The sequence below is a fragment of the Nocardiopsis sp. NPDC006139 genome, assembly GCF_040614155.1.
GTDB lineage: Bacteria > Actinomycetota > Actinomycetes > Streptosporangiales > Streptosporangiaceae > Nocardiopsis > Nocardiopsis changdeensis.
Genome location: NZ_JBEXTT010000012.1, coordinates 1 through 20,007, shown reverse-complemented (window position 1 = coordinate 20,007; position 20,007 = coordinate 1). Strand labels below are relative to the sequence as shown.

Here is a 20,007-nt window from a genome sequence, read left to right as displayed (position 1 = left end):
CCCCCGTCACTTCTCTGTCCTGTGCGTCTCAGAGGCGGTCGGAGAAGGCCGGACCGGTCCCGGCAGGGCCCCCGAGCGATCTCGGCCGGCACGGGGCCGGAGCGGCCTCCGGAACGGCCCGCGGCGGTCCCGGTGGGGGCCCGGCGATTCCGGCCGGTGCGGGGCCGCAGGGGCCTTCGGAACAGTCGACCGGAGTGGAGCCTGAGGGGTTGCCGGCCATCGGCCGGTGTGAACCGCGGCGTCTCCGGCCGGTGCGGCTCTGGGGCCCGGCCGAAGGTGGTTCAGGGACGGTCGGGGGAGGCCGGAGCGGTCACGGCCGAAGGCGGTTCAGAGGTGATCGGGGGCCGGACGCACCGCGCGCCGCCGAGTCACTCGGCGGCGCGGAGGAGTTCGGTCAACGGCCGGCGGCCTCAGCCGCCGGTCGCGGCGGTGGTCGCGGTGGCGGTGCTGCCGCTCGTGCTCTCGCTCTTGGCGGAGGAGGACGACGAGGAGGACTCCGAACCCGTGGACTCGGCCTTGCCGGAGGCGGGGGCGGTGGTGGCGCTGGAGCCGGTCAGGGAAGAGCTGTTGGAGGTCTTGCCGCTGTCGGTGCGGTAGAAGCCGGAGCCCTTGAAGACGATGCCCACGGCCGAGTAGACCTTGCGCAGTCGGCCCTCGCACTCGGGGCAGACGGTCAGGGCGTCGTCACTGAAGCTCTGCACGACCTCCATCTGGGCGCCGCACTCGGTGCACGCGTACTGGTACGTAGGCACTGTTCGGGTCCTCCTTGCTGGCACTCTCGCCCGTTGACTGCTAAATAGTACGCGCTCGACGACCGGGGACGTGACAGTGGGGACACCGGTCGCGGGCGTCGTCGCCGACCGGAGCGCGATCCTCCCTGTCAACGCCCTCCGGCGCCCGCTTAATCCCGCCGCCCGGCGGGGGCTACCGGCGGTCCGGCCACACGCCGGACCCGAACACGTGCAGGCCGCCGGGGGTCACCACCGCGTCCACCCGGAGGTCGTGCTCCTCGCGGGGCACCGCGTCCACGAACTCGCCCTCGTACACCACGGCGATCGCCGGGCAGTTCGGCCCGCGCAGCGACAGCGCCCGGTCGTAGCACCCGGCGCCCCGGCCCAGCCGCCCGCCGGAGCGGTCCACGGCCAGCGCCGGGCACACCACGGCGTCCGCGGTGGCCAGGGCCCCGGTCCCGTAGCGGCGCCCGGTGGGCTCCAGCAGCCCGTGCCCGGCGGGCTCCAGGCTCTGGGGGCCGTCGTAGGCCGCCCAGTCCAGGTTCCCGTCGGGCAGGAAGACCGGCAGCAGCACGTACGTGCCCCGCTTCCACAGCGCCGTGACGAGCCTGCGGGTGTCCGGCTCGGTGCCCACCGAGTAGTAGCAGGCCACGGTCCCGCTCATGGCCAGCCACGGCAGCGCGGTGAGGGTGTCGCGCACGGCCGAGCCGGCGCGTTCGCGCTCCCCGGGGTCCATCGCCCGGCGCGCCGCCAGGACCTCCCGCCGCATGCGCCGCTTCTCCGACCGTGTCGTCTCGTCCATGCGGCCAGTCTGTCAGCGCGCCGCCGGTGAACGGCGGGTGGCTTTCGCCCTACCCGGACCCGAAACAACCGGAACTTCTCGACACCCGGAACACCGGGGTGCATCGTGGGCGGCCGGAGACTGCCCTAGAGTGCCGACATGAATCCCAGCGACCTGCCAAACCCCGATCCCGCCCCCGTGACCAAGGCGGTCGTACCCGCGGCCGGTCTGGGGACCCGCTTCCTCCCGGCCACCAAGGCCACCCCCAAGGAGATGCTCCCGATCGTGGACAAGCCCGCGATCCAGTACGTCCTGGAGGAGGCGGTCGCCGCCGACCTGAACGACGTCCTCATGATCACGGGCCGCAACAAGCGCTCCATCGAGGACCACTTCGACCGGGCCTACGAGCTGGAGGAGGCGCTGGAGTCCAAGGGCGACGCCGAGCGGCTGCGCTCGGTCCGCGAGCCCAGCAACCTGGCGCAGGTCCACTACGTCCGCCAGGGGGAGCCGCGCGGCCTGGGGCACGCGGTGCTGTGCGCGGAGGCGCACGTGGGCGACAACCCGTTCGCGGTCCTGCTCGGCGACGACCTCATCGAGTCCGCCGAGCTGCTGCGCCGCATGATCGAGGTCCGCGCCAAGCACGGCGGCAGCGTGGTCGCGCTCATGGAGGTCGAGCCCGAGCAGGTCTCCCTCTACGGCTGCGCGGGCATCGAGGCCACCGACGAGGACGACGTCGTCGTGGTGACCGACCTGGTGGAGAAGCCCGCCCCTGAGCAGGCGCCCAGCCGCTGGGCGATCATCGGCCGCTACATCTGCGACCCGGCGGTCTTCCCGGTGCTGCACGAGACCCCGCCCGGCCGGGGCGGCGAGATCCAGCTCACCGACGCCCTGCGCGAGCTGGCCCGCCGCAAGCCCGAGGACGGCGGGGTGGTCCACGGCGTCCTGTTCCGCGGCCACCGCTACGACACCGGCAACAAGGCCGACTACATCCGCACCGTCGTGGACTTCGCCTGCCGCCGCCCGGACCTGGCCGACGAGCTGCTGCCGTGGCTGCGCGAGTTCGTCGACCGGCACGCCCCGGCGGACGGGCGGGGGAGCGGCTCCGGGGAGTGATCCCCCGGCGGTGCGGCGGGCGTGACGCACGGACCGGGGGCGGGTGACCGCCGGCCGGCCCGTGCCCGGCCACAATGGGCGTGGGCGCCCCCGGGCGCCCGCACCCTGGCCGCGAATCGGAGGAGCCCCCGTGAAGAGCGTCGAACAGCACATCGCCGACATCCTGGCCGTGGTGGACGACCCCCGGCCGGTCGAGGTCGACCTCTTCCAGGCGCACGGCACCGTCCTGGCCGGGACGGTCGCCTCCCCGGTCTCCCTGCCCGGCTTCGACAACTCCTCCATGGACGGCTACGCCGTGCAGGCCGCCGACCTGGCGGACGCCTCGCCCCAGGCCCCGGTCCTGCTCCCGGTGGTCGCCGACATCCCCGCGGGCGACCCGTCCCCGGCGGCCATCCGCCCCGGCATGTGCGCCCGCATCATGACCGGCGCGCCCCTGCCGGTCGGCGCCGACGCGGTCGTCCCGGTGGAGTGGACCGACGGCGGCACCGCCCGGGCCGCCTTCTCCCGGCCGGTCCGGGAGGGCAACGCGATCCGCCGGGCGGGCGGCGACATCGAGGCCGGAACGGTGGTCCTGGAGCCCGGCGCGCGCATCGGCGCCGGGGAGATGGGCGTGCTGGCCGCCGTGGGCCGACGCACCGTCCCGGTCTTCCCCCGCCCGCGCGTGGTGGTGCTCTCCACCGGCGAGGAGCTGGTGGAGCCCGGCCGCCCGCTGGGCCCCGGCCAGATCTGGGAGTCCAACAGCTTCATGGTGGCGGCCGCCGCCCGTGACGCGGGCTGCGAGGTGCACCGCCACGGGTTCGTCGGCGACGACCCGGCCAAGGTCCTGGACACCCTGGAGGGCCTCCTGGTCCGCGCCGACCTGCTCATCACCACCGGTGGGGTGAGCATGGGCGCCTACGACGTGGTCAAGGAGGTGCTCAGCGCCCAGGGCACCGTCGAGTTCGCCCAGGTGGCGATGCAGCCGGGCAAGCCCCAGGGGTTCGGCGTCATCGGCCCGGACCGCACCCCGATCATCACCCTGCCGGGCAACCCGGTGAGCGCGTTCGTCTCCTTCCAAGTGCTGGTCCTGCCGGTGCTGCGCCGCCTGCGCGGCCTGCCGCCGGCCCCGCTGGAGGGCGTCCGCGCCCGGCTGGCCGCGCCGGTCGCCTCGCCGCCCGGGCGCCGCTCCTACCTGCGCGGCGTGCTGGAGCCCGCCGCCCCGGGGCGGGAGGCCGCGGTGGTGCCGCTGACCCGGCAGGAGTCGCACCAGCTGACGGCGCTCACCACCACCAACGCGCTGATCGTCGTGCCCGAGGACGTCACGGAGCTGCCGTCGGGGGCGGCGGTGGAGGCCCTGGTCCTGCCCGAACCGGTCTGACCCCGCCGGGGTCCGGGGGACGCCCGGTGCCCGTGTGCCGTACCTTCATGGAGGGCCCGACGGGCCCGGAGGGCCACGGACACGGAAGGACCGACGGACCATGAGCGACACCCCACGGTCGGACGGGAGTCCCGGCGGACTCACCCACCTGGACGCGTCGGGGGCGGCGCGCATGGTCGACGTCTCCGCCAAGGACGTGAGCGCCCGCACCGCCACCGCCACCGGCCGCGTACTGCTCAGCGCCGAGGCCGTCGCCGCGCTGCGCGGCGGCGGGGTGCCCAAGGGCGACGCCCTTGCGGTGGCGCGGATCGCCGGGATCCAGGGCGCCAAGCGCACCCCCGACCTGGTCCCGCTGTGCCACCCCATCGCCGTGCACGGCGTGGACGTGGAGCTGACCGTCGTCGACGAGGGCGTGGACATCCGGGCGACGGTGCGCACCGCGGACCGCACCGGGGTGGAGATGGAGGCGCTGACCAGCGTCATGACCGCGGCCCTGGGCCTGGTGGACATGGTCAAGGCCGTCGATCCCGAGGCCGAGGTCACCCGGGTCCGGGTGGAGGAGAAGACCGGCGGCAAGAAGGGCCACTGGAGGCGCGGTGAGTGACGCCCCCGCGCGGCGCGTGGCCGTGGTGACGGCGTCCAACCGGGCGGCGGCGGGGGTGTACCCCGACCGTTCCGGCCCGGTGATCGCCGACCGTCTGCGGGCCCTGGGCTTCGAGCCGCTGGGCCCCTGGGTGGTGCCGGACGGCCCGCCGGTCGCCGAGGCCCTGGAGCGCGCGGTGGCCGAGGGGGCCGACGCGGTGCTGACCACCGGCGGCACCGGGGTGACGCCGCAGGACCTCACCCCCGAGGCGACCCGTTCCCTGCTCGCGTACGAGGTGCCCGGGATCGCCGAGGCGATCCGGTCCGCGGGGCGGGAGAAGGGCGTGCCCACCGCGATCCTCTCGCGCGGCCTGGCCGGGGTGATCGTGCGCGGCGACCGGCGGGTCCTGGTGGTGAACCTGCCCGGGTCGCGGGGCGGGGCGAGCGACGGAATGGACGTCCTGGAGCCGGTCCTGGGCCACGCCCTCGACCAGCTGAGTGGCACGGATCACCCGCGTTCCGAATGAACCGGACAATGACGGGAATCACATCTCGGGCATTCCGTTCAGAGAGAATTCCTTGACCTCGGCACTCCTTTCCGGTGCGGAACCAGTGCCATTAGGGACCATCCGTTTCCGGGGCCAGGGTGACTCCCGACACGCCGTGTCCGAGGAGTGGAATACTGGAGTACCCCGCCGGAGCCGGAACCGGCGGGTGCCGGCGAAGGGACGGTCGTGAATCGCAGACAAGGGTGGCCCGTCACCCTGCGGGAGGGTCCGGTCGAACTCCGGCCGCTCCGGCTCCGCGACGCCACCGCACTGCGTGACACCCGCGCCCGCAACGCCGAATGGCTGCGGCCCTGGGAGCCGACCTACCCGGAGATGCCGCTGCGCGGCACCGGGCTGTCCCCCTACGTCGCCATGATCCAGGCCATCCGGCGGGAGGCCCGCCAGGGCCTGTCCATGCCCTGGTCCGTGTACTACGAGGGTCGCTTCGTCGGGCAGCTGTCCGTCGGCGGCATCGTCTGGGGCTCGGCGCGGTCGGCGCAGGTGGGCTACTGGATCGACGGCGCCCACGCGGGCCGCGGGATCACCCCGACGGCCGTGGCACTCGCGGTCGACCACGCCTTCTTCAAGGTCGGGCTGCACCGGATCGAGGCCAACATCCGCCCCGAGAACCGGGCCAGCAGGCGCGTCGCGACCAAGCTCGGCTTCCGGGACGAGGGAGTGCGCAGACGCCAGCTCCACATCGACGGGGCCTGGCGGGACCACATCTGCTACGCGCTCACGGCCGAGGAGGTGCCGGACGGGCTGCTGCACCGGTGGCGCCTGGGCAGAGCCTCGGGGACTCCGCCGGAGTCCGATTCCGGTCCCGGTTCCCCATTGGGGCCACAGGACCCGAACGGCGGCGGAGATCCCCGCCACCCGGCGAGTCCGAGCCCCGGGCCGAACTGAACGTGGCACCATCACGGGTGTGACCGGAACTTAAACCTCTCTTTAACGACATTGATCAATTACTTTGCGTTGAAATGGCATTGCTCTGCGCAGTCACCCTCTGACCTGCGTCGACGCTCAGCCGTGCCGGACGACCGAAACTGAGGGTCCACAATCTTGCGACACTCCGGTCAGAATGTGGCGCATTTATGGACACGGGGTCGTACCGTGCGGAACATAGACGCATTGACGATGCGGGCAGCGCGCGGATATGCCCGGGAGACCTCCCGGACAGGTCCGAGGTCGGGAACCACGTCCCCGGGACGGACGTTCCCCTCCCCGGACGGACCGCGCGGGGCGGTGTCGACGAAGTGTCGGACAACGTTCAATGGCCGTCATCGTGAGGAGGGGTGATGAGCAGCTCTCCTCTGTACCTGGCCATCGTGGTCGTATGGCTCATCGTCCTCGTCCCGATGCTGCTGCGGAAGGACTCGGTGGACGCCGTCCCCGAGGAGCCGCGGCGCGAGGACGAGGACACCGGGGCCGAGGCGGAGGCCGAGGCCTCCGAGGGCGAGGACGAGGACTACGAGGAGGAGGCGGCGCCCGCCGCCGAGCCCGCGCCGCTCCCCGCCCCGCGGGCGAACGAGCGCCGCTCCCGGGTCATCGCCCGGCGGCGCCGGCGCACCACCGTGCTGACCCTGCTCACCGCGGGCACGGCGATCGCCGTCGCCTTCGGGCTGGGGCCCTGGTGGGTGACGATCCCGCCGGTGCTCCTGCTGGGAGGACACCTGGTGCTGCTGCGCGAGGCCGCCAAGGCCGACGCCGAACAGCGGGCCGCGGTCCTGCGGGCTCGCCGCCGCGCGGCCCTGCGGGCCCGCAGGCTGGCCGAACGGCAGGAGCGCGAGGCCGAACGCGAGGCGGAGATCATCGCCCTGCGCGACCGCCGCAGCCAGGTCTACGACCAGTACGCCGACGCCCGCCTGCGGGCGGCCGGGGACTGACGTCCCGGGGGTGCCCCGGAACCGGTTCGGAGCACCCCCGGAAGCCTGCTAGGCTTAACTCGTCTTCAAGGGGCTATGGCGCAGTCCGGTAGCGCACCTCGTTCGCATCGAGGGGGTCTGGGGTTCAAATCCCCATAGCTCCACAGGACTCGGGACGACCCTGCTCGGCGGCCTTCGGCCGCCTCGCAGGGTCGTCCTTCGTGTTTACCGGGGGGAGACCCCCCGAACCCCCCGAGGTGACCCCCTGTGGCGGGGGTCGCGTGCCCCGGATCCGGGGCGGGGGGTTCTCTTACATCGGCCATGGGCGGTGCCCGTGGGGTGGTCTGAGAACTGCCTGTGGGGCGCGTGTGCCCTGAGGCTGTCGATAGGGACCCGTGCCGGTTGTGGGTGTGTTCGGGGGTGGCTCTGGGCTGCTCTACGGCAGGGGGTCTGTGCCGGGGCTGCGCGCGGGTTCTCTTGTGCGGGGTGTGGGCCGGGCCGAAGGGGCGATCTGGGGCAGTCCGGGGCCGTGTGTGGGCTGGGGCTCCCGTGCCGGGTGCGGTCGTGCCTGTGGGGTGGGCCGGGCCGGGGGAGGCTCGTGGGGCGCGTGTGCCCGAGCTCTTGTGTCGGGTGTGGTTGCGCCTGGGGGCGATCTGGAGAGGCTCCTGGGCGGTGTGTGCGCGGGACTCCCGTGCCGGGTGTGGCTGCGTCCGTGGAGCGATTTGGAGAGGCTCCTGGGCGGTGTGTGCGCGGGGGCTCTCGCAGGGGTGTGGCTGTGCCTGTGGGCGCTTGGACCTGCGAGGCTTTCCTGTCGTGTGGCGGGGGCCTCTGGAGCGGTGGGGCTCGGGGTGGGGCCGGGGGCCGTGCGTGGCACGGGCCCCCGGCGGGGCCGGGCGGATATCCCCTTCGGCGGGGTCTCGATTCCGGACCGGAGCCCCGAGTGTCACCGGCGAAGCGGCTATCCCCTGTGCGGGGGCCGGTACGGAGCCAGGATAGCCCTCAGGACGCGTACTGGGCGCGGACGGCGTAGATGGCCGCCTCGGTCCTGGAGTGGACCTGGAGCTTCTCCAGGATGTTGCGGACGTGGTTCTTCACGGTGTTCTCGGTGATGAACAGGCGCTCGCCGATCTCCCGGTTGTTGAGCGACCGGGCGACCAGCTTGAGGACCTCGGTCTCCCGCGGGGTGAGCTGGGGGATGGCCGCCGGCTCCGGCGTGCTCTCCTGCTTGGCCAGCTCGGCGAACTCGCCGATGAGGCGGGTGGCCATGGTCGGGTTGATGAAGGAGCGGCCGTCGGCGATGCTGCGCACCGCCCGGGGCAGGTCCGTGACGGCGATCTCCTTGAGCAGGTAGCCGCTGGCGCCGACCTTGAGCGCGTCGAAGAGGTCGGACTCCTCGTCGCTCATGGTCAGCATGATGAACTTGGTGTGCGGCACCGCCTCGCGGATGCGCGGGCAGGCCTCGATACCGCGGGCGTGCGGCATCCACACGTCCATGAGGACCACGTCCGGGCGGGAGTCGGCGGCGAGCCGGACGGCCTCCTCGCCGTCCCCCGCCTCACCGACCACGTCGATGTCGGCCTCCTCGTCCAGGACGGACACCAGGCCGCGCCGGAAGAAGGCGTGGTCGTCGACCACCATGACCCGGATGGTGCGGTCGGCTCCGTCGGCGGGGACGCCGTCGGGCGAGCGGGTGTAGGGCGGCGGACTCGGGGGGTGCGGACTCACGACGGGTGCCTTCCTTGCACGTGGCGGCCGGGAGGGAGACTCCACGTCCCGCTCGGACCCCGTACGCCGGGGACTCGGGCGGGTCCCTCCTACTTTAGGCAGGCTTTCCGTGATCCGCGCGGACGATCCCGGAACTTACCCGGTGGTATACGGCGCAGTACGCCAGAAAACGGGCGGACCGGCGATGCCGGGGAAGGGTGACGTGAGGCTTTCCCCTGAAAGTGACTGGCAATATACCGAGGTTTAGTGCGTCCATAACAGGGGGCCGGAGTCACGGGATTTCCCTGGGGCCCGAGAACCTCTGTCGCAAGGTGATCACGGAGAGTAGCGGGTCTTCGGGAGGTCTTACTCGGGGTGGGATCGCCGCGTCCCGGGAGGTTTATCGGCGGGCTCCCGGTGTCCAGGGAAAAGGCTCCGAATTTCGGGCTCCGGGGTGGCGGCGAATGGGAATGGGGTAATTCCCGCGGTGTCACTCTCGGTGAAGGGGGGTGGGGTATTTTTGCCCTTGGCTGATCCTGTTTTTGCAGGTGGTCGGGGAGGGTGTGAACTGCGATCGCGAAGGCGGTGCCGCTGAACTGGGGTTCCGGAGGTACTCGCTCCGCTGATTCGTCACCCTTACGTCCCTTGTGTCCATCTGTGTCATAAAAGGGTGAACATTCGGATGAGGGTCTTGTCGGGGACGGGCGGGTGGTCCAAGGTGGTCCAGGGATGGGCTGAAAACGCACGAAAGGTACATGCCATGATCAAGCAGACCTCGCACGCCCAAGAGAGCGGTTGGGTTTGGATGTAGCGCGAGCAGCCCGGGGCCCGGTCGTTCGGCGGCCGGGCCTTCTCACGTGGGGGGATTTGACGGCGGCGGGCTCCGGGTAGGGGAGGGGCGAGAGTCCCCGGCCGCAGGCCGGACAGCGCCGACCTGAAGGGGCGGACCGTGTCCGACTCCCCCCAGTACCCCGGTGGCCACCAGTACCCGGAGGGCCCCGAGCCCGTCGGAGGGTACGAGCCGCCGCCCGAGCCTCCCCGTCCCCGCCCCGGGCCGCCCCCGCCGCCCGAGCCCGAACCGCGGCCCATGGCGGCCGAGCGCTTCCGCCGCACCACCCCGGCCCGGCTGCGCGACATCCCCGTCGAACGCGGTCACGGGTACTGGCGCCTGGCCACCGGGACGGTCCTGTACGTGATGGTCGTCGGCGGGATGGCCGACTACACCGAGCCCTCCGCGCGGATCGTCGCCCACCTGCTGTTCTGGGCGCTCATCGCGCTCGCCTTCGGTGTGACCGTCGCCCGCGAGCGCCGCAACGGCTGGTCGCCGGAGGCGCGCTGGCCCTGGGCGGCGGCCGCGATCGGCGGGGCGATGGCCGCGGAGGTGCTCGTGCTGGCCTTCGGCTCGCCCGCCGTCATCGTGGGCTCGCTGATCCTGCTGGGGCTGGGGCTGTTCGTCCTGATGCTGGCCGGCTGAGGCCGGTCAGGTCGCCTCGTCGTCGAAGGGGGGACGGCGGCCGTTGAGCCGGGCGGCCGGCTTGAGCTGCGGCTCGTCCTCGCCCTCCTCCCAGAAGTGCTTCTGCACGAACCGCTTGGGGTTGAGGTCCTGGACCTCGAAGTCCTTGAACTCCGGCCCCAGGCCCTCCTTGATGTCCTTGCTGGCGGAGTTCGCCATCGTGCGCAGCTGGCGCAGCACCCGGCCCACCTGCTGGGCGGCCTTGGGGAGCTGGTCGGGGCCGAAGATCAACAGCGCGAGCAGAAGGAGGACGACGAACTCTCCTCCGCTGATGTTGAACATGCGCGATCCTCGTTCTCGGGATACCGACCGGCTTCAAGCAGGTTAACCGGTATCGGTGCGCTTGGGTAACCGTGCCCGGATCACAACGCGGACACCCGTGGAACAGCCGGGACGCGGCCGACCCCCGCCCCTGGGCAGGGGCGGGGGTCGGGAACGCCTGTGGAGGGAAACGCCCGCCTGGACGGTTCCGCCGGGCCGCCGGGACCCGCCACGATCTGTCTAGGCGATGGGGCGGACGTCCGCGGCCTGCGGGCCCTTGGGGCCCTGGATGACCTCGAACTCGACCCGCTGGTCCTCTTCCAGGTTCCGGAAGCCGGTCCCCGCGATCGCCGAGTAGTGCACGAACACGTCGGGCTGGCCGCCCTCGACGGCGATGAACCCGAAACCCTTTTCAGAGTTGAACCACTTCACGGTGCCCTGAGCCATGTGCTCTCCCTTGGGGACTACAACGGGGCCGCACCCTGCTGGCCCCGGGTCGCCGGGCGCCGAAGTGAAGAGAACGGTCCCCCGCAAAAGCGCCCACGTGAAGTTCCGCGAGGCGCCTCGGGCATCCATGGAAACTACAACAGCAACCAGTTGCAGACAGTACCAGGGAGGGGGGTCCCCTGCCGAGGCTTTCGGCGGGGGAATCCCCGTCGGCGGTCTGTCCTGTTTCGGCTACGCGAAAGCATTGATTTCTTTCGGTGCTGCCACTAATGGAGAACGCCCGCTCCTCCCGCGCGGGTCAGGCCAGCGCGTCGCGCCCGTAGATCCACACCCGGAACCACAGCCGCTCGTCCCACATCTCCTGGTCCAGCGGATAGGCGGCCAGCACCGGGTACAGGTAGGCGAAGTGCGCGATGATCAACAGCATCACCACGCCGAACACGATTCCGCCCAGCGCCCGCAGATACGGCGAGAACCGCGGGCTCTCCTCCCCGGCGCCCATCACCAGGCCCAGCATCAGCACGATCGCGAGCACCAGGAACGGCAGCATCGGCAGCGCGTAGAACAGGAACATGGGGCGGTCGGGGAACGCGAACCACGGCAGCCAGCCGGCGGCCACGCCCAGCAGCACGGCCCCGGCCCGCCAGTCGCGGAAGGTGACCCACCAGCCCACCAGCACGGTGAGGGCGAGGATGGACAGCCACCAGACGACCGGCGTCCCGATGGAGACGATCGAGGTCACGCAGTCGCCGCTCGGGCAGCCCACGGCCTCGCCGTTGTAGTGGAACATCACCGGCATCCGCATGATGATCCACTCCCACGGCTGGGAGATGTAGGTGTGGTCGCTGCTGAGGTTCTCGTGGAAGCCCATCATGCGCGTGTGGTAGTTCCACAGGCTCAGCAGGGCCTCCACCGGCGCGGCCAGGAAACCGGGCAGGAAGTCGGGGGCCAGGCCGTCGGCGTAGTCCCGGTTGTACCCGCCCCGGGTGAACAGCCACCCCGACCACGACACCAGGTAGACGATCCCCGCCACCACCACGGTCTGCACGAACGCCGGGATCGCGTCGAAGCCGAGCCACCGCAGGCCCGGGCGCTTCTGGCCTGCGCTGCTGCGCGCCCCGTAGTCCCACGCCACGGTGAGCAGGCCGAACGCGGCGATGAAGAACAGGGCCGACCACTTGGTCCCCACCGCGAGACCGAAGCACAGCCCGGCGGCCAGCCGCCACCAGCGCATCCCCAACCAGCCGACGGAGGCCACGTCCACCCCGGCCTCGGCCAGCCGCACCAGGCGTTCCCGTGTCTTGTCCCGGTCGATCACCAGGCACGCGAACCCGGCCAGGATCCACAGGGTGAGGAAGATGTCGAGCATCGCGACGCGGCTCAGCGTGAAGTGCAGGCCGTCCAGCGCCAGGATCACGCCGGCGGTGCAGCCCAGCAGCACCGAGCGGGTCATCCTGGTGGCCACCCGGACCAGGATGAGGACCGAGGCGATGCCGGCCAGGACCGAGGCGAACCGCCAGGCCTCGGGGGTCATCGACTCGCCGAACGGCAGCGCCCCCCACAGCAGGTCGCCCAGTGCGATCATCCACTTGCCGACCGGCGGGTGGACGATGAAGTCGCCGCCGCCGGTGAAGATGTCCGCCGTCGCGCCGTCCTGGAGCAGGGCGTCGGCGTCGACGGGCTCCTCGACGGTCTCGTGTTCGTAGCCGTAGTTCAGGAGGCCGTAGGCGTCCTTGGCGTAGTACGTCTCGTCGAAGTAGATCCGGGGGGGTTCCCCGAAGCCGACGAACCGGAGGGCGCCGGCGAAGGCGGCGACGAGCACGGCCCCCAGCCAGGCGATCCACGCCGGGGTCGGGTCGGCGGGCAGGAACCTGGCCCGCAGGGGCGAGGGGCGTGGGGGAGCGGGTGGGGTCGACTCGACCTCGGAGGAAAATGCGGTGGTGGTCATCTCGGCTCGTAGGTTGGGGTCGGAGAGGGTTGTGTCCCTTTGTGGACGGACCGTGAGACAGGTTTCGGGTGGCGTGATAGATGCCACCGTAGCGTGACAGGACGGGGATGACAGTGGTTGAGGGCGATGCTAAGCGGAGGGTCGGGACCCTGACCCTGGCCGGGCTCCCCATCGGCAACCTCGAGGACGCGCCGCCCAGGCTGCTGCGCGTCCTGGAGGAGGCCCGGGTCATCGCCGCCGAGGACACCCGAAGGCTACGCCAGTTCGCCACCCGGGCCGGCGTGCGCCCCGGCGGTGCCGAGGGCGCCCGGGTCGTGTCCTACTACGACGCCAACGAGAGCCGCCGCACCGACGAGCTGCTCACCGACCTGCGCGAGGGCCGGGACGTCCTGGTCGTCACCGACGCGGGCATGCCCGGCGTGTCCGACCCGGGCTACCGGCTGGCCGCGGCCTGCGCGGCCGAGGGCATCCCGGTCACCGCCGTGCCCGGGCCGTCGGCGGTGACCACCGCGCTGGTGGTCTCCGGCCTGCCCACCGACCGGTTCTGCTTCGAGGGCTTCCCCCCGCGCAAGGGCCTGGCGGGGTACCTGGCGGAGCTCGCGGCCGAGCGGCGCACCATGGTGTTCTTCGAGAGCCCGCACCGGGTGGCCGCCACCCTGGCGGCGATGGCGGAGGCGTTCGGGCCCGACCGCCGCGCGGCGGTCTGCCGCGAGCTCACCAAGACCTACGAGGAGGTGCGCCGCGGCGGGCTGGCCGAGTTGGCCGACTGGGCGGCCCGGGGGGTCAGGGGCGAGATCTCCGTGGTGGTCGAGGGGGCCCGGCCCGCGGGCGGGGCGGCCGCCGACGGCGACCTGCTGGCGGCGGTGCACGCCCTGGAGGAGGAGGGCGTCCGCCGCAAGGACGCGATCGCCCGGGTGGCCAAGGAGACGGGTGTTCCCAAGCGCCGTGTCTACGATTTGGTGCACGGCGTCACAGGAGACACCGAAGCCACAGGAGACACCGCGGGGTGAACGGGAACTTTTCCCCCCGGGAGGCGTCCAACCCGGCGGGACACCGTTCGCGATGAGAGGACAAGCATGCGCAGCCAGCTCTTCCAGCAGGCCCAGGAGATCAGTCAGCCCGGGATGCACCTCCAGAACCACAAGATGCTCCGGGTGGGCCTGAACGGGGAGATCTTCGCGCGCCAGGGCGCCATGATCGCCTACCAGGGCCAGGTGGACTTCGACTACCAGGGAGCGGGCGGCGTCGGCCGTTTCCTCAAGAAGGCGTTCACCGGCGAGGGCATGCCCCTGATGAAGGTGAGCGGCCGGGGCGACGTCTTCCTGGCCCGCGACGCCTGGGACGTCCACCTCATCGACCTGGAGGGCCACGACTCCATCACCGTCAACGGCGACAACGTGCTGGCCTTCGAGCCGGGCCTGGCCTGGGACATCAAGCGCGTCCAGGGCGCCGGGATGGCGGCCGGCGGGCTGTTCAACACCACGTTCACCGGCCAGGGGCGCATCGCCATCGCCTGCCACGGCACCCCGGTGCTGCTTAACATCGACCAGCCGACCTTCGTCGACACCGACGCCGCCGTCGCCTGGTCCAGCACCCTCCAGACCGGCGTGCGCCGCACCATGAAGGCCGGCGCGCTCATCGGCCGCGGCAGCGGCGAGGCGTTCCAGCTGTCGCTCCAGGGCCAGGGCTTCGTCCTGGTGCAGGCCTCCGAGGGCGCACCGGTCCCCGTCCAGGCGGGCTGAGCACCGCACGGGGAGGGCCCCCGGGGACGTCGCGTCCCCGGGGGCCCTCCGCTGTTCCTCCCGAGAGAGGGGAGTGCTAGACGACGGCTCCGTCGTCGGCCTCGCGGGCCGCCTTGGCGGCGACGCGCTGCTTGGCCTTGCGCTCCTTGATGACGTGCGGCGGCGGGGTCTTGTCCCACTTCTGCAGCCACACGGCCAGCGGCACGGCGACGAACACCGTCGACACCACGCCCGTGGTCAGACCGACCAGCATCGCGATGGAGAAGTCCTGGAGCGAGGACCCGCCGAGGAAGGTCAGGAAGCCCAGGATGATCCAGCCGCCGACGGTCGTGTTGACGGTACGGGGCAGGGTGTTGATGATCGCCCGGTTGGCGATGGCCGTGAACGGGGACTTGTCGTCGCGGGCCCACTCGTCGCGGACGCGGTCGAACACCACGACCGTGTCGTTGACGGTGAAGCCGATGACGCTCAGGATCGCGGCGAGGAACACGCCGTCGATCGGCTTGCCCAGCCAGATGAACAGGCCGATCACCAGCAGCATGTTGAACGCCAGCGACAGCATCGTGGAGACGCCGAACGACCAGCGGAAGCGCCAGGCCAGGTAGATCATCTGGAGGGCCAGCGCCGCGCCCAGCGCGATCAGCGCCCGGTTGCGCAGCTCGTCGCCCATGCTCGGGCCGATGAGCTCGTCGCTCACCACCTCGACGCCGCCGGTCTCCTCCGCGAGCGCGTCGGTGATCGACGCCGCGTCGGTGTCGCTGAGCTCGCCGGTGCGGACGGAGATGTCGCCGTCGCCGGCCTCCTGCACCACGGCCGTGTCCGAGCCGGGGAAGCCCAGCCCGGAGACGAGCGCGCGGGCCTCGTCCACGCTCACCTGGCGGTCGCCGGTGATCTCGTACTCGAGGACCCGGCCGCCGGTGAACTCGACGCCCAGGTTGACGTTCTGCACCAGCGGGGCGACCAGGGCGGCCACCACCAGCAGGCCCGCGACGACGAGCCCCTTGGAGCGGTGCTTCATCAGGTCGGGGCTCTTCTTGACCAGCCAGGCGCGGACCGGGCCGATCCGGTCCAGGCCGCTGATGGCCGGGTGCTTGCGGATGACCGCGCGGCGCACGGCCCACTCCACGAACACGCGGGCGATGACCAGGGCCGAGAACATCGACACGACGGTACCGATGCTCAGGGTGACGCCGAAGCCCTGGACGGTGCCCGAGGCCAGGAAGAACAGCAGGCCGGCGGCCAGCAGCGTGGTGACGTTGGTGTCGAGCACCGCGCTCCACGCCTTGCCGGTGCCCTCCACGAAGGACTTCTCCAGGCTCGGCGGCACGGCGCGGCGCCGGCGGCGGGCCAGGGCGCCGCCGCCCTTGCCGTCGTCGTCACCCTCCTTCATCCCGGACGCGCGGTTGGCCTGGTAGACGGCCTGCTGGCGCTGGTACTCCTCGCGGGCGCGCTCGAAGATCAGCACGTTGGCGTCGATGGCCATACCGATCGCGAGCACGAAGCCCGCCAGGCCGGGCAGTGTGAGCGTCGCCCCCAGCGCCACCAGGGCGCCGTAGGCGATCAGGGTGTAGAACGCCAGGGCCAGCGACGCCAGGAAGCCGACCAGGCGGTAGACCAGCGTGATGTACAGGGCGGTGAAGGCGATGCCCAGGATCGCGGCGATCGCGCTGGCCTGGATGGCCTCGGCGCCCAGGGTCGGGCCGACCGTCTGGCGCTGGACCTCGGTCACCGGCAGCGGCAGGGAGCCGCCCTCGATGAGGACGGCCAGCTCGTTGGCGGACTCACGGGTGAAGGTGGGGCTGGTGATCGTGGTCTGGCCGCCGGACATGCCGACCTCGCAGCCGATCTCCGGGTTCACCTCCGGGGCGGAGATGATCTGGTTGTCCAGCACGATCGCCACCCGGCGGCGCGGGTCGCCCTGCGGGTAGCAGGCGGCGTCGGCGGTCAGCTGCTGCCACTGTTCACGGCCCTCGCCGCGGAAGCTGACATTGACCGTCCACTGGGCGCGGTTGACGCTGTCGAGCGCGGCCTCGGCGCTGGACACCCGGTCGCCCTTGATGACCGTCTCGCCGAGCTGGAGGTTGGTGCCGTCGGAGTCCGGGAGCGTCATGACGACGTCCTCGGGGTTCTCCGCGCTGGGGCCGGCCTGGCCGGGCTGCTGGCCCTGGCCGCCGCCCATGCCGTTGAGCAGCTCCTGGAGCTCCTCGTCGCTCATCTCCCCGGCGCCGCCGGCGCCCTCGCCGCCCTCTTCCGCGGGGGCCTCCTCGGCGGGGGCCTCCTCGGTGTCCTGCGGGGCGCGGGCCTCGTCGGCCTCGCCCTCGGGGGCGTTGGCGAAGTCGCCGGGCGCCTGGACGCCCTGGCCGCCGGCCTGGCCCACACCCAGCACGGGGTGGAAGGACAGCTGCGCGGTCTGGCCGACGATCTGGGCCGCCTCGGCGGGGTCCTGAACGCCGGGGAGCTCCACGATGATGCGGTTCTCACCGGAGCGGGACATGGTCGCCTCGGCCACACCGAGGCGGTCGATGCGCTGGCGCAGCACCTCGACGACCTGGTCGGTGTTCTCGGCGCTGGCCGGGGTGCCGTCGGGGCCGTCCTGGGTCTCCAGGACGATCTGTGTGCCGCCGCTCAGGTCGAGGCCCAGGCGGGGCGGGATGAACCAAGCCGCGCCGAAGGCGACGGCGATCACGAGCAGGGACACGAGGGCGCGCAACCAGCGCCCCCCCGTTCCCGTCGATGTCGATGTGGACGTGGCCAAGGGGTCGTTACCTCTCACTGCGAAAAAGCCGATGGAGATCCGGACGCGCTGCGGGCGCGGAGGCCGGGGGATGCGGCGTCCGGGGATGGGATCAGGACGGGAGCGCGGTGAGAGGCGGGGCCCGGGTGGGCGGCAGGTCCCGCGGGACCCCCTGTTCGGGCACCGGTTCGGCGCCCGGCGGGTCGGCGGGCCACCAGGGCTGGTCCCAGGAGGCCAGGCTCAGGACGGGGACGGGCAGGACGTCGGGCAGGTCGCGCACCCCGGACCTGGTGTCACAGGTCGAGGGCGGCGGACCGACGGTGACCCGGTGGTCGTCGTGCCCGGCCTGTTCCACCCGGTCGTGCCCGGGGTCGGCGTCCGCGGGGCGGGGGGCGCTGGCCACCCCGTAGGAGGGCAGCGCCGGCGGCACGGGCTCGCCCGCGCCGATCCCCGGCACCGAGAACACGACGAGCAGGGCCACCCCCGCGACCAGCGGGGCGGCCAGGGCGCGGCGGGCCCGGGCACGGGCACGGGTCAGGGCACGGGGAGCCGTGATGACCACCGCCTCAGGTCCGGGAGCGCCGCTGGGCGCCGAGTCGCATGCGTCACATTGCGCGCGTGTTCGTCCAGCAGAGCATACGGGTACCCGGGGTCCCCGGGGAATCTCCCGTCCCGGAGCGCGTACCCGCGGGGCCCGGTAATGGAGTGCGTGTCAGGGCGTCGTCGGCTTTAGGCTTAGGTCATGTCGTCGAATCGCCACATCCTGACCGCGGTCGCTTGGCCCTACACCAACGGACCGCGCCACATCGGCCACGTGTCCGGCTTCGGAGTCCCCTCCGACGTCTTCTCCCGCTTCCAGCGAATGTCGGGCAACAACGTGCTGATGGTCAGCGGCACCGACGAGCACGGCACCCCGATCCAGGTGCTGGCCGACCAGGAGGGCGTCACCGCCCGCGAGCTGGCCGACCACTACAACCGGGTGATCGCCGAGGACCTGGTGGCCCTGGGCCTGTCCTACGACCTGTTCACCCGGACCACCACCGGCAACCACTACTCCGTGGTGCAGAAGCTCTTCACCACGCTGTACGACAACGGCTACGTCTTCGCGCGCACCACCAAGGGCGCCATCTCCCCGTCCACGGGGCGCACCCTGCCGGACCGCTACATCGAGGGCACCTGCCCGATCTGCGGCTACGACGGCGCGCGCGGCGACCAGTGCGACAACTGCGGCAACCAGCTGGACCCGATCGACCTCATCTCGCCGCGCTCCAAGATCAACGGCGAGACCCCGGAGTTCGTGGACAGCGAGCACTTCATGCTCGACCTGCCCGCCTTCGCCGGCGTGCTCTCGGAGTGGCTCAAGGGCAAGGAGGGCCAGTGGCGCCCCAACGTCCTGAAGTTCTCCATGAACCTGCTGGACGACCTCCAGCCGCGCGCGGTCACCCGCGACCTGGACTGGGGCGTGCCGATCCCGCTGGACGGGTGGAGCGACAACGCCAACAAGCGGCTGTACGTGTGGTTCGACGCGGTCATCGGCTACCTGTCCGCGTCCATCGAGTGGGCCGAGCGCACCGGTGACCCCGAGGCGTGGCGCCGCTGGTGGCAGGGGGAGGACCCGGAGTCCTTCTACTTCATGGGCAAGGACAACATCGTCTTCCACTCGGTGATCTGGCCCGCCATCCTGCTGGGGGCGAGCGGCCGGGGCGACCGGGGCGGCGAGCCCGGCCCGCTGGGCGCGCTGAACGTGCCCACCGAGGTGGTCTCCAGCGAGTTCCTCACCATGGAGGGGCGCAAGTTCTCCTCCTCGCGCCGCGTGGTCATCTACGTGCGCGACTTCCTGGAGCGCTACTCCGCCGACGCGCTGCGGTACTACATCATGGCCGCCGGGCCCGAGACCCAGGACACCGACTTCACCTGGGCCGAGTTCGTGCGCCGCAACAACGACGAGCTGGTGGCGGCCTGGGGCAACCTGGTCAACCGCTCCATCTCCATGGCGGCCAAGAACCTCGGCGAGATCCCCGCGGCGGGCGGTCTCACCGACGAGGACCGCCGGGTGCTGGAGGCGTCCGCGGCCGCGTTCGGCACCGTCGGCGCCCGCCTGGAGCGCTCGCAGTTCAAGGCGGCGCTCCAGGAGGCGATGCGGACCGTCGCCGAGGCCAACAAGTACATCTCCGAGCAGGCCCCGTGGGCGCTGAAGAAGACCGACCCGGAGCGGATGGCCACCGTGCTGCACGTGGCGCTCCAGCTGGTCCAGGACGCCAACACCCTGCTCACGCCGTTCCTGCCGGAGTCCGCCAACAAGGTGTACGCGATGCTGGGCGGCGAGGGTACCTGGACGGGCATGCCCCGCCTGGAGACCGGCCACGACACCATCGGCGGCTCGGCGGAGAAGGTCGACTACCCGGTCATCACCGGCGACTACGCCGACAACGCCGCCCGCTGGGAGTCGATCCCGATCGTGCCGGGCACCCCGCTGAGCCGCCCCGAGCCGCTGTTCGCCAAGCTCGACCCGTCCGTCGTGGACGAGGAGCTGGCCCGCCTGGAGGGCGGCGCCGCGTAGGACGCGCGGCCCGGGCCGGGCCCGGGGCACGACGAGCCGGTGCTGATGTACCTGCGCAAGCAGGGCCCGGGTGTGGTGACCGCCGCGGACATCGCTCCGCCGGCCGGTGTCGAGGTGCACA

General features: G+C 72.0%; 18 protein-coding genes and 1 tRNA gene. 11 read left to right on the top strand and 8 right to left on the bottom strand.

The window, feature by feature from the left end:
- Positions 1-410: 410 nt before the first annotated feature.
- Both ABZ249_RS17375 and ABZ249_RS17370 read right to left on the bottom strand, forming a co-directional pair.
- Complete coding sequence (locus ABZ249_RS17375; RefSeq protein WP_220564798.1) at positions 411-752, bottom strand: FmdB family zinc ribbon protein; 342 nt, start codon at positions 750-752, stop codon at positions 411-413.
- A 172-nt stretch (positions 753-924) separates the two neighbouring features.
- Positions 925-1,533 (bottom strand): 5-formyltetrahydrofolate cyclo-ligase, encoded by a 609-nt coding sequence (locus tag ABZ249_RS17370; RefSeq protein WP_355263581.1) that lies wholly within the window; start codon positions 1,531-1,533, stop codon positions 925-927.
- A gap of 138 nt (positions 1,534-1,671) precedes the next feature.
- Between ABZ249_RS17370 and galU the strand changes: the two genes are divergently transcribed.
- The 7 genes from galU to ABZ249_RS17335 all read left to right on the top strand — a co-directional run bounded on the left by galU (position 1,672) and on the right by ABZ249_RS17335 (position 7,141).
- Positions 1,672-2,625, top strand: a complete 954-nt coding sequence (gene galU, locus ABZ249_RS17365) for a UTP--glucose-1-phosphate uridylyltransferase GalU (protein ID WP_220564800.1) — start codon at positions 1,672-1,674, stop codon at positions 2,623-2,625.
- 130 nt (positions 2,626-2,755) lie between these two features.
- Entirely contained in the window at positions 2,756-3,982 is a 1,227-nt protein-coding gene (gene glp, locus ABZ249_RS17360) for a gephyrin-like molybdotransferase Glp (RefSeq protein ID WP_355263578.1), read from the top strand.
- 100 nt (positions 3,983-4,082) lie between these two features.
- Complete coding sequence (gene moaC / locus ABZ249_RS17355) at positions 4,083-4,586, top strand: cyclic pyranopterin monophosphate synthase MoaC (RefSeq protein ID WP_355263575.1); 504 nt, start codon at positions 4,083-4,085, stop codon at positions 4,584-4,586.
- Positions 4,579-5,091, top strand: coding sequence for a MogA/MoaB family molybdenum cofactor biosynthesis protein (locus ABZ249_RS17350; RefSeq protein WP_355263572.1), 513 nt, complete (start codon positions 4,579-4,581; stop codon positions 5,089-5,091). The genes moaC and ABZ249_RS17350 overlap by 8 nt, the downstream gene beginning before the upstream one ends.
- Before the next feature lie 207 nt (positions 5,092-5,298).
- Complete coding sequence (locus ABZ249_RS17345; RefSeq protein ID WP_355263569.1) at positions 5,299-6,018, top strand: GNAT family protein; 720 nt, start codon at positions 5,299-5,301, stop codon at positions 6,016-6,018.
- A 392-nt stretch (positions 6,019-6,410) separates the two neighbouring features.
- Positions 6,411-6,998, top strand: coding sequence for a hypothetical protein (locus ABZ249_RS17340; RefSeq protein WP_355263566.1), 588 nt, complete (start codon positions 6,411-6,413; stop codon positions 6,996-6,998).
- Between the two features lie 69 nt (positions 6,999-7,067).
- Positions 7,068-7,141, top strand: a tRNA-Ala gene (locus ABZ249_RS17335).
- A gap of 835 nt (positions 7,142-7,976) precedes the next feature.
- Here ABZ249_RS17335 and ABZ249_RS17330 read toward each other — a convergent pair.
- Positions 7,977-8,702: a response regulator transcription factor gene (locus tag ABZ249_RS17330; RefSeq protein ID WP_355263563.1), complete on the bottom strand. Its 726-nt coding sequence runs from the start codon at positions 8,700-8,702 to the stop codon at positions 7,977-7,979.
- A gap of 928 nt (positions 8,703-9,630) precedes the next feature.
- Here ABZ249_RS17330 and ABZ249_RS17325 point away from each other — a divergent pair.
- Complete coding sequence (locus tag ABZ249_RS17325; RefSeq protein WP_355263560.1) at positions 9,631-10,155, top strand: hypothetical protein; 525 nt, start codon at positions 9,631-9,633, stop codon at positions 10,153-10,155.
- A 6-nt stretch (positions 10,156-10,161) separates the two neighbouring features.
- Here ABZ249_RS17325 and ABZ249_RS17320 read toward each other — a convergent pair whose 3' ends face one another.
- The 3 genes from ABZ249_RS17320 to ABZ249_RS17310 all read right to left on the bottom strand — a co-directional run bounded on the left by ABZ249_RS17320 (position 10,162) and on the right by ABZ249_RS17310 (position 12,850).
- On the bottom strand, positions 10,162-10,476 hold the full coding sequence (locus ABZ249_RS17320) for a sec-independent translocase (RefSeq protein WP_220564807.1): 315 nt from the start codon (positions 10,474-10,476) through the stop codon (positions 10,162-10,164).
- A gap of 219 nt (positions 10,477-10,695) precedes the next feature.
- A complete protein-coding gene (locus ABZ249_RS17315) occupies positions 10,696-10,902 on the bottom strand; it encodes a cold-shock protein (protein ID WP_220564808.1) in 207 nt (68 codons plus the stop codon).
- Between the two features lie 298 nt (positions 10,903-11,200).
- Complete coding sequence (locus ABZ249_RS17310) at positions 11,201-12,850, bottom strand: phospholipid carrier-dependent glycosyltransferase (protein WP_355263556.1); 1,650 nt, start codon at positions 12,848-12,850, stop codon at positions 11,201-11,203.
- A 107-nt stretch (positions 12,851-12,957) separates the two neighbouring features.
- On the opposite strand from ABZ249_RS17310, the gene rsmI reads away from it, so the two are divergent.
- Entirely contained in the window at positions 12,958-13,860 is a 903-nt protein-coding gene (gene rsmI / locus ABZ249_RS17305) for a 16S rRNA (cytidine(1402)-2'-O)-methyltransferase (RefSeq protein ID WP_355263553.1), read from the top strand.
- 66 nt (positions 13,861-13,926) lie between these two features.
- Positions 13,927-14,592, top strand: coding sequence for an AIM24 family protein (locus tag ABZ249_RS17300; protein WP_220564811.1), 666 nt, complete (start codon positions 13,927-13,929; stop codon positions 14,590-14,592).
- Positions 14,593-14,668: 76 nt separating this feature from the next.
- Here ABZ249_RS17300 and secD read toward each other — a convergent pair whose 3' ends face one another.
- Both secD and ABZ249_RS17290 read right to left on the bottom strand, forming a co-directional pair.
- The gene (gene secD / locus ABZ249_RS17295; RefSeq protein WP_355263549.1) at positions 14,669-17,302 is read right to left on the bottom strand and encodes a protein translocase subunit SecD; all 2,634 of its coding nucleotides are present in this window, start codon (positions 17,300-17,302) and stop codon (positions 14,669-14,671) included.
- A gap of 136 nt (positions 17,303-17,438) precedes the next feature.
- Positions 17,439-17,882 carry a hypothetical protein gene (locus tag ABZ249_RS17290; protein WP_255647171.1) on the bottom strand — a complete coding sequence of 148 codons (444 nt, stop codon included), beginning with the start codon at positions 17,880-17,882 and terminating at the stop codon, positions 17,439-17,441.
- Positions 17,883-18,068: 186 nt separating this feature from the next.
- Here ABZ249_RS17290 and metG point away from each other — a divergent pair, with 186 nt between their 5' ends.
- Positions 18,069-19,886: a methionine--tRNA ligase gene (gene metG, locus ABZ249_RS17285; protein WP_355263546.1), complete on the top strand. Its 1,818-nt coding sequence runs from the start codon at positions 18,069-18,071 to the stop codon at positions 19,884-19,886.
- The last annotated feature ends 121 nt before the right edge of the window (positions 19,887-20,007 follow it).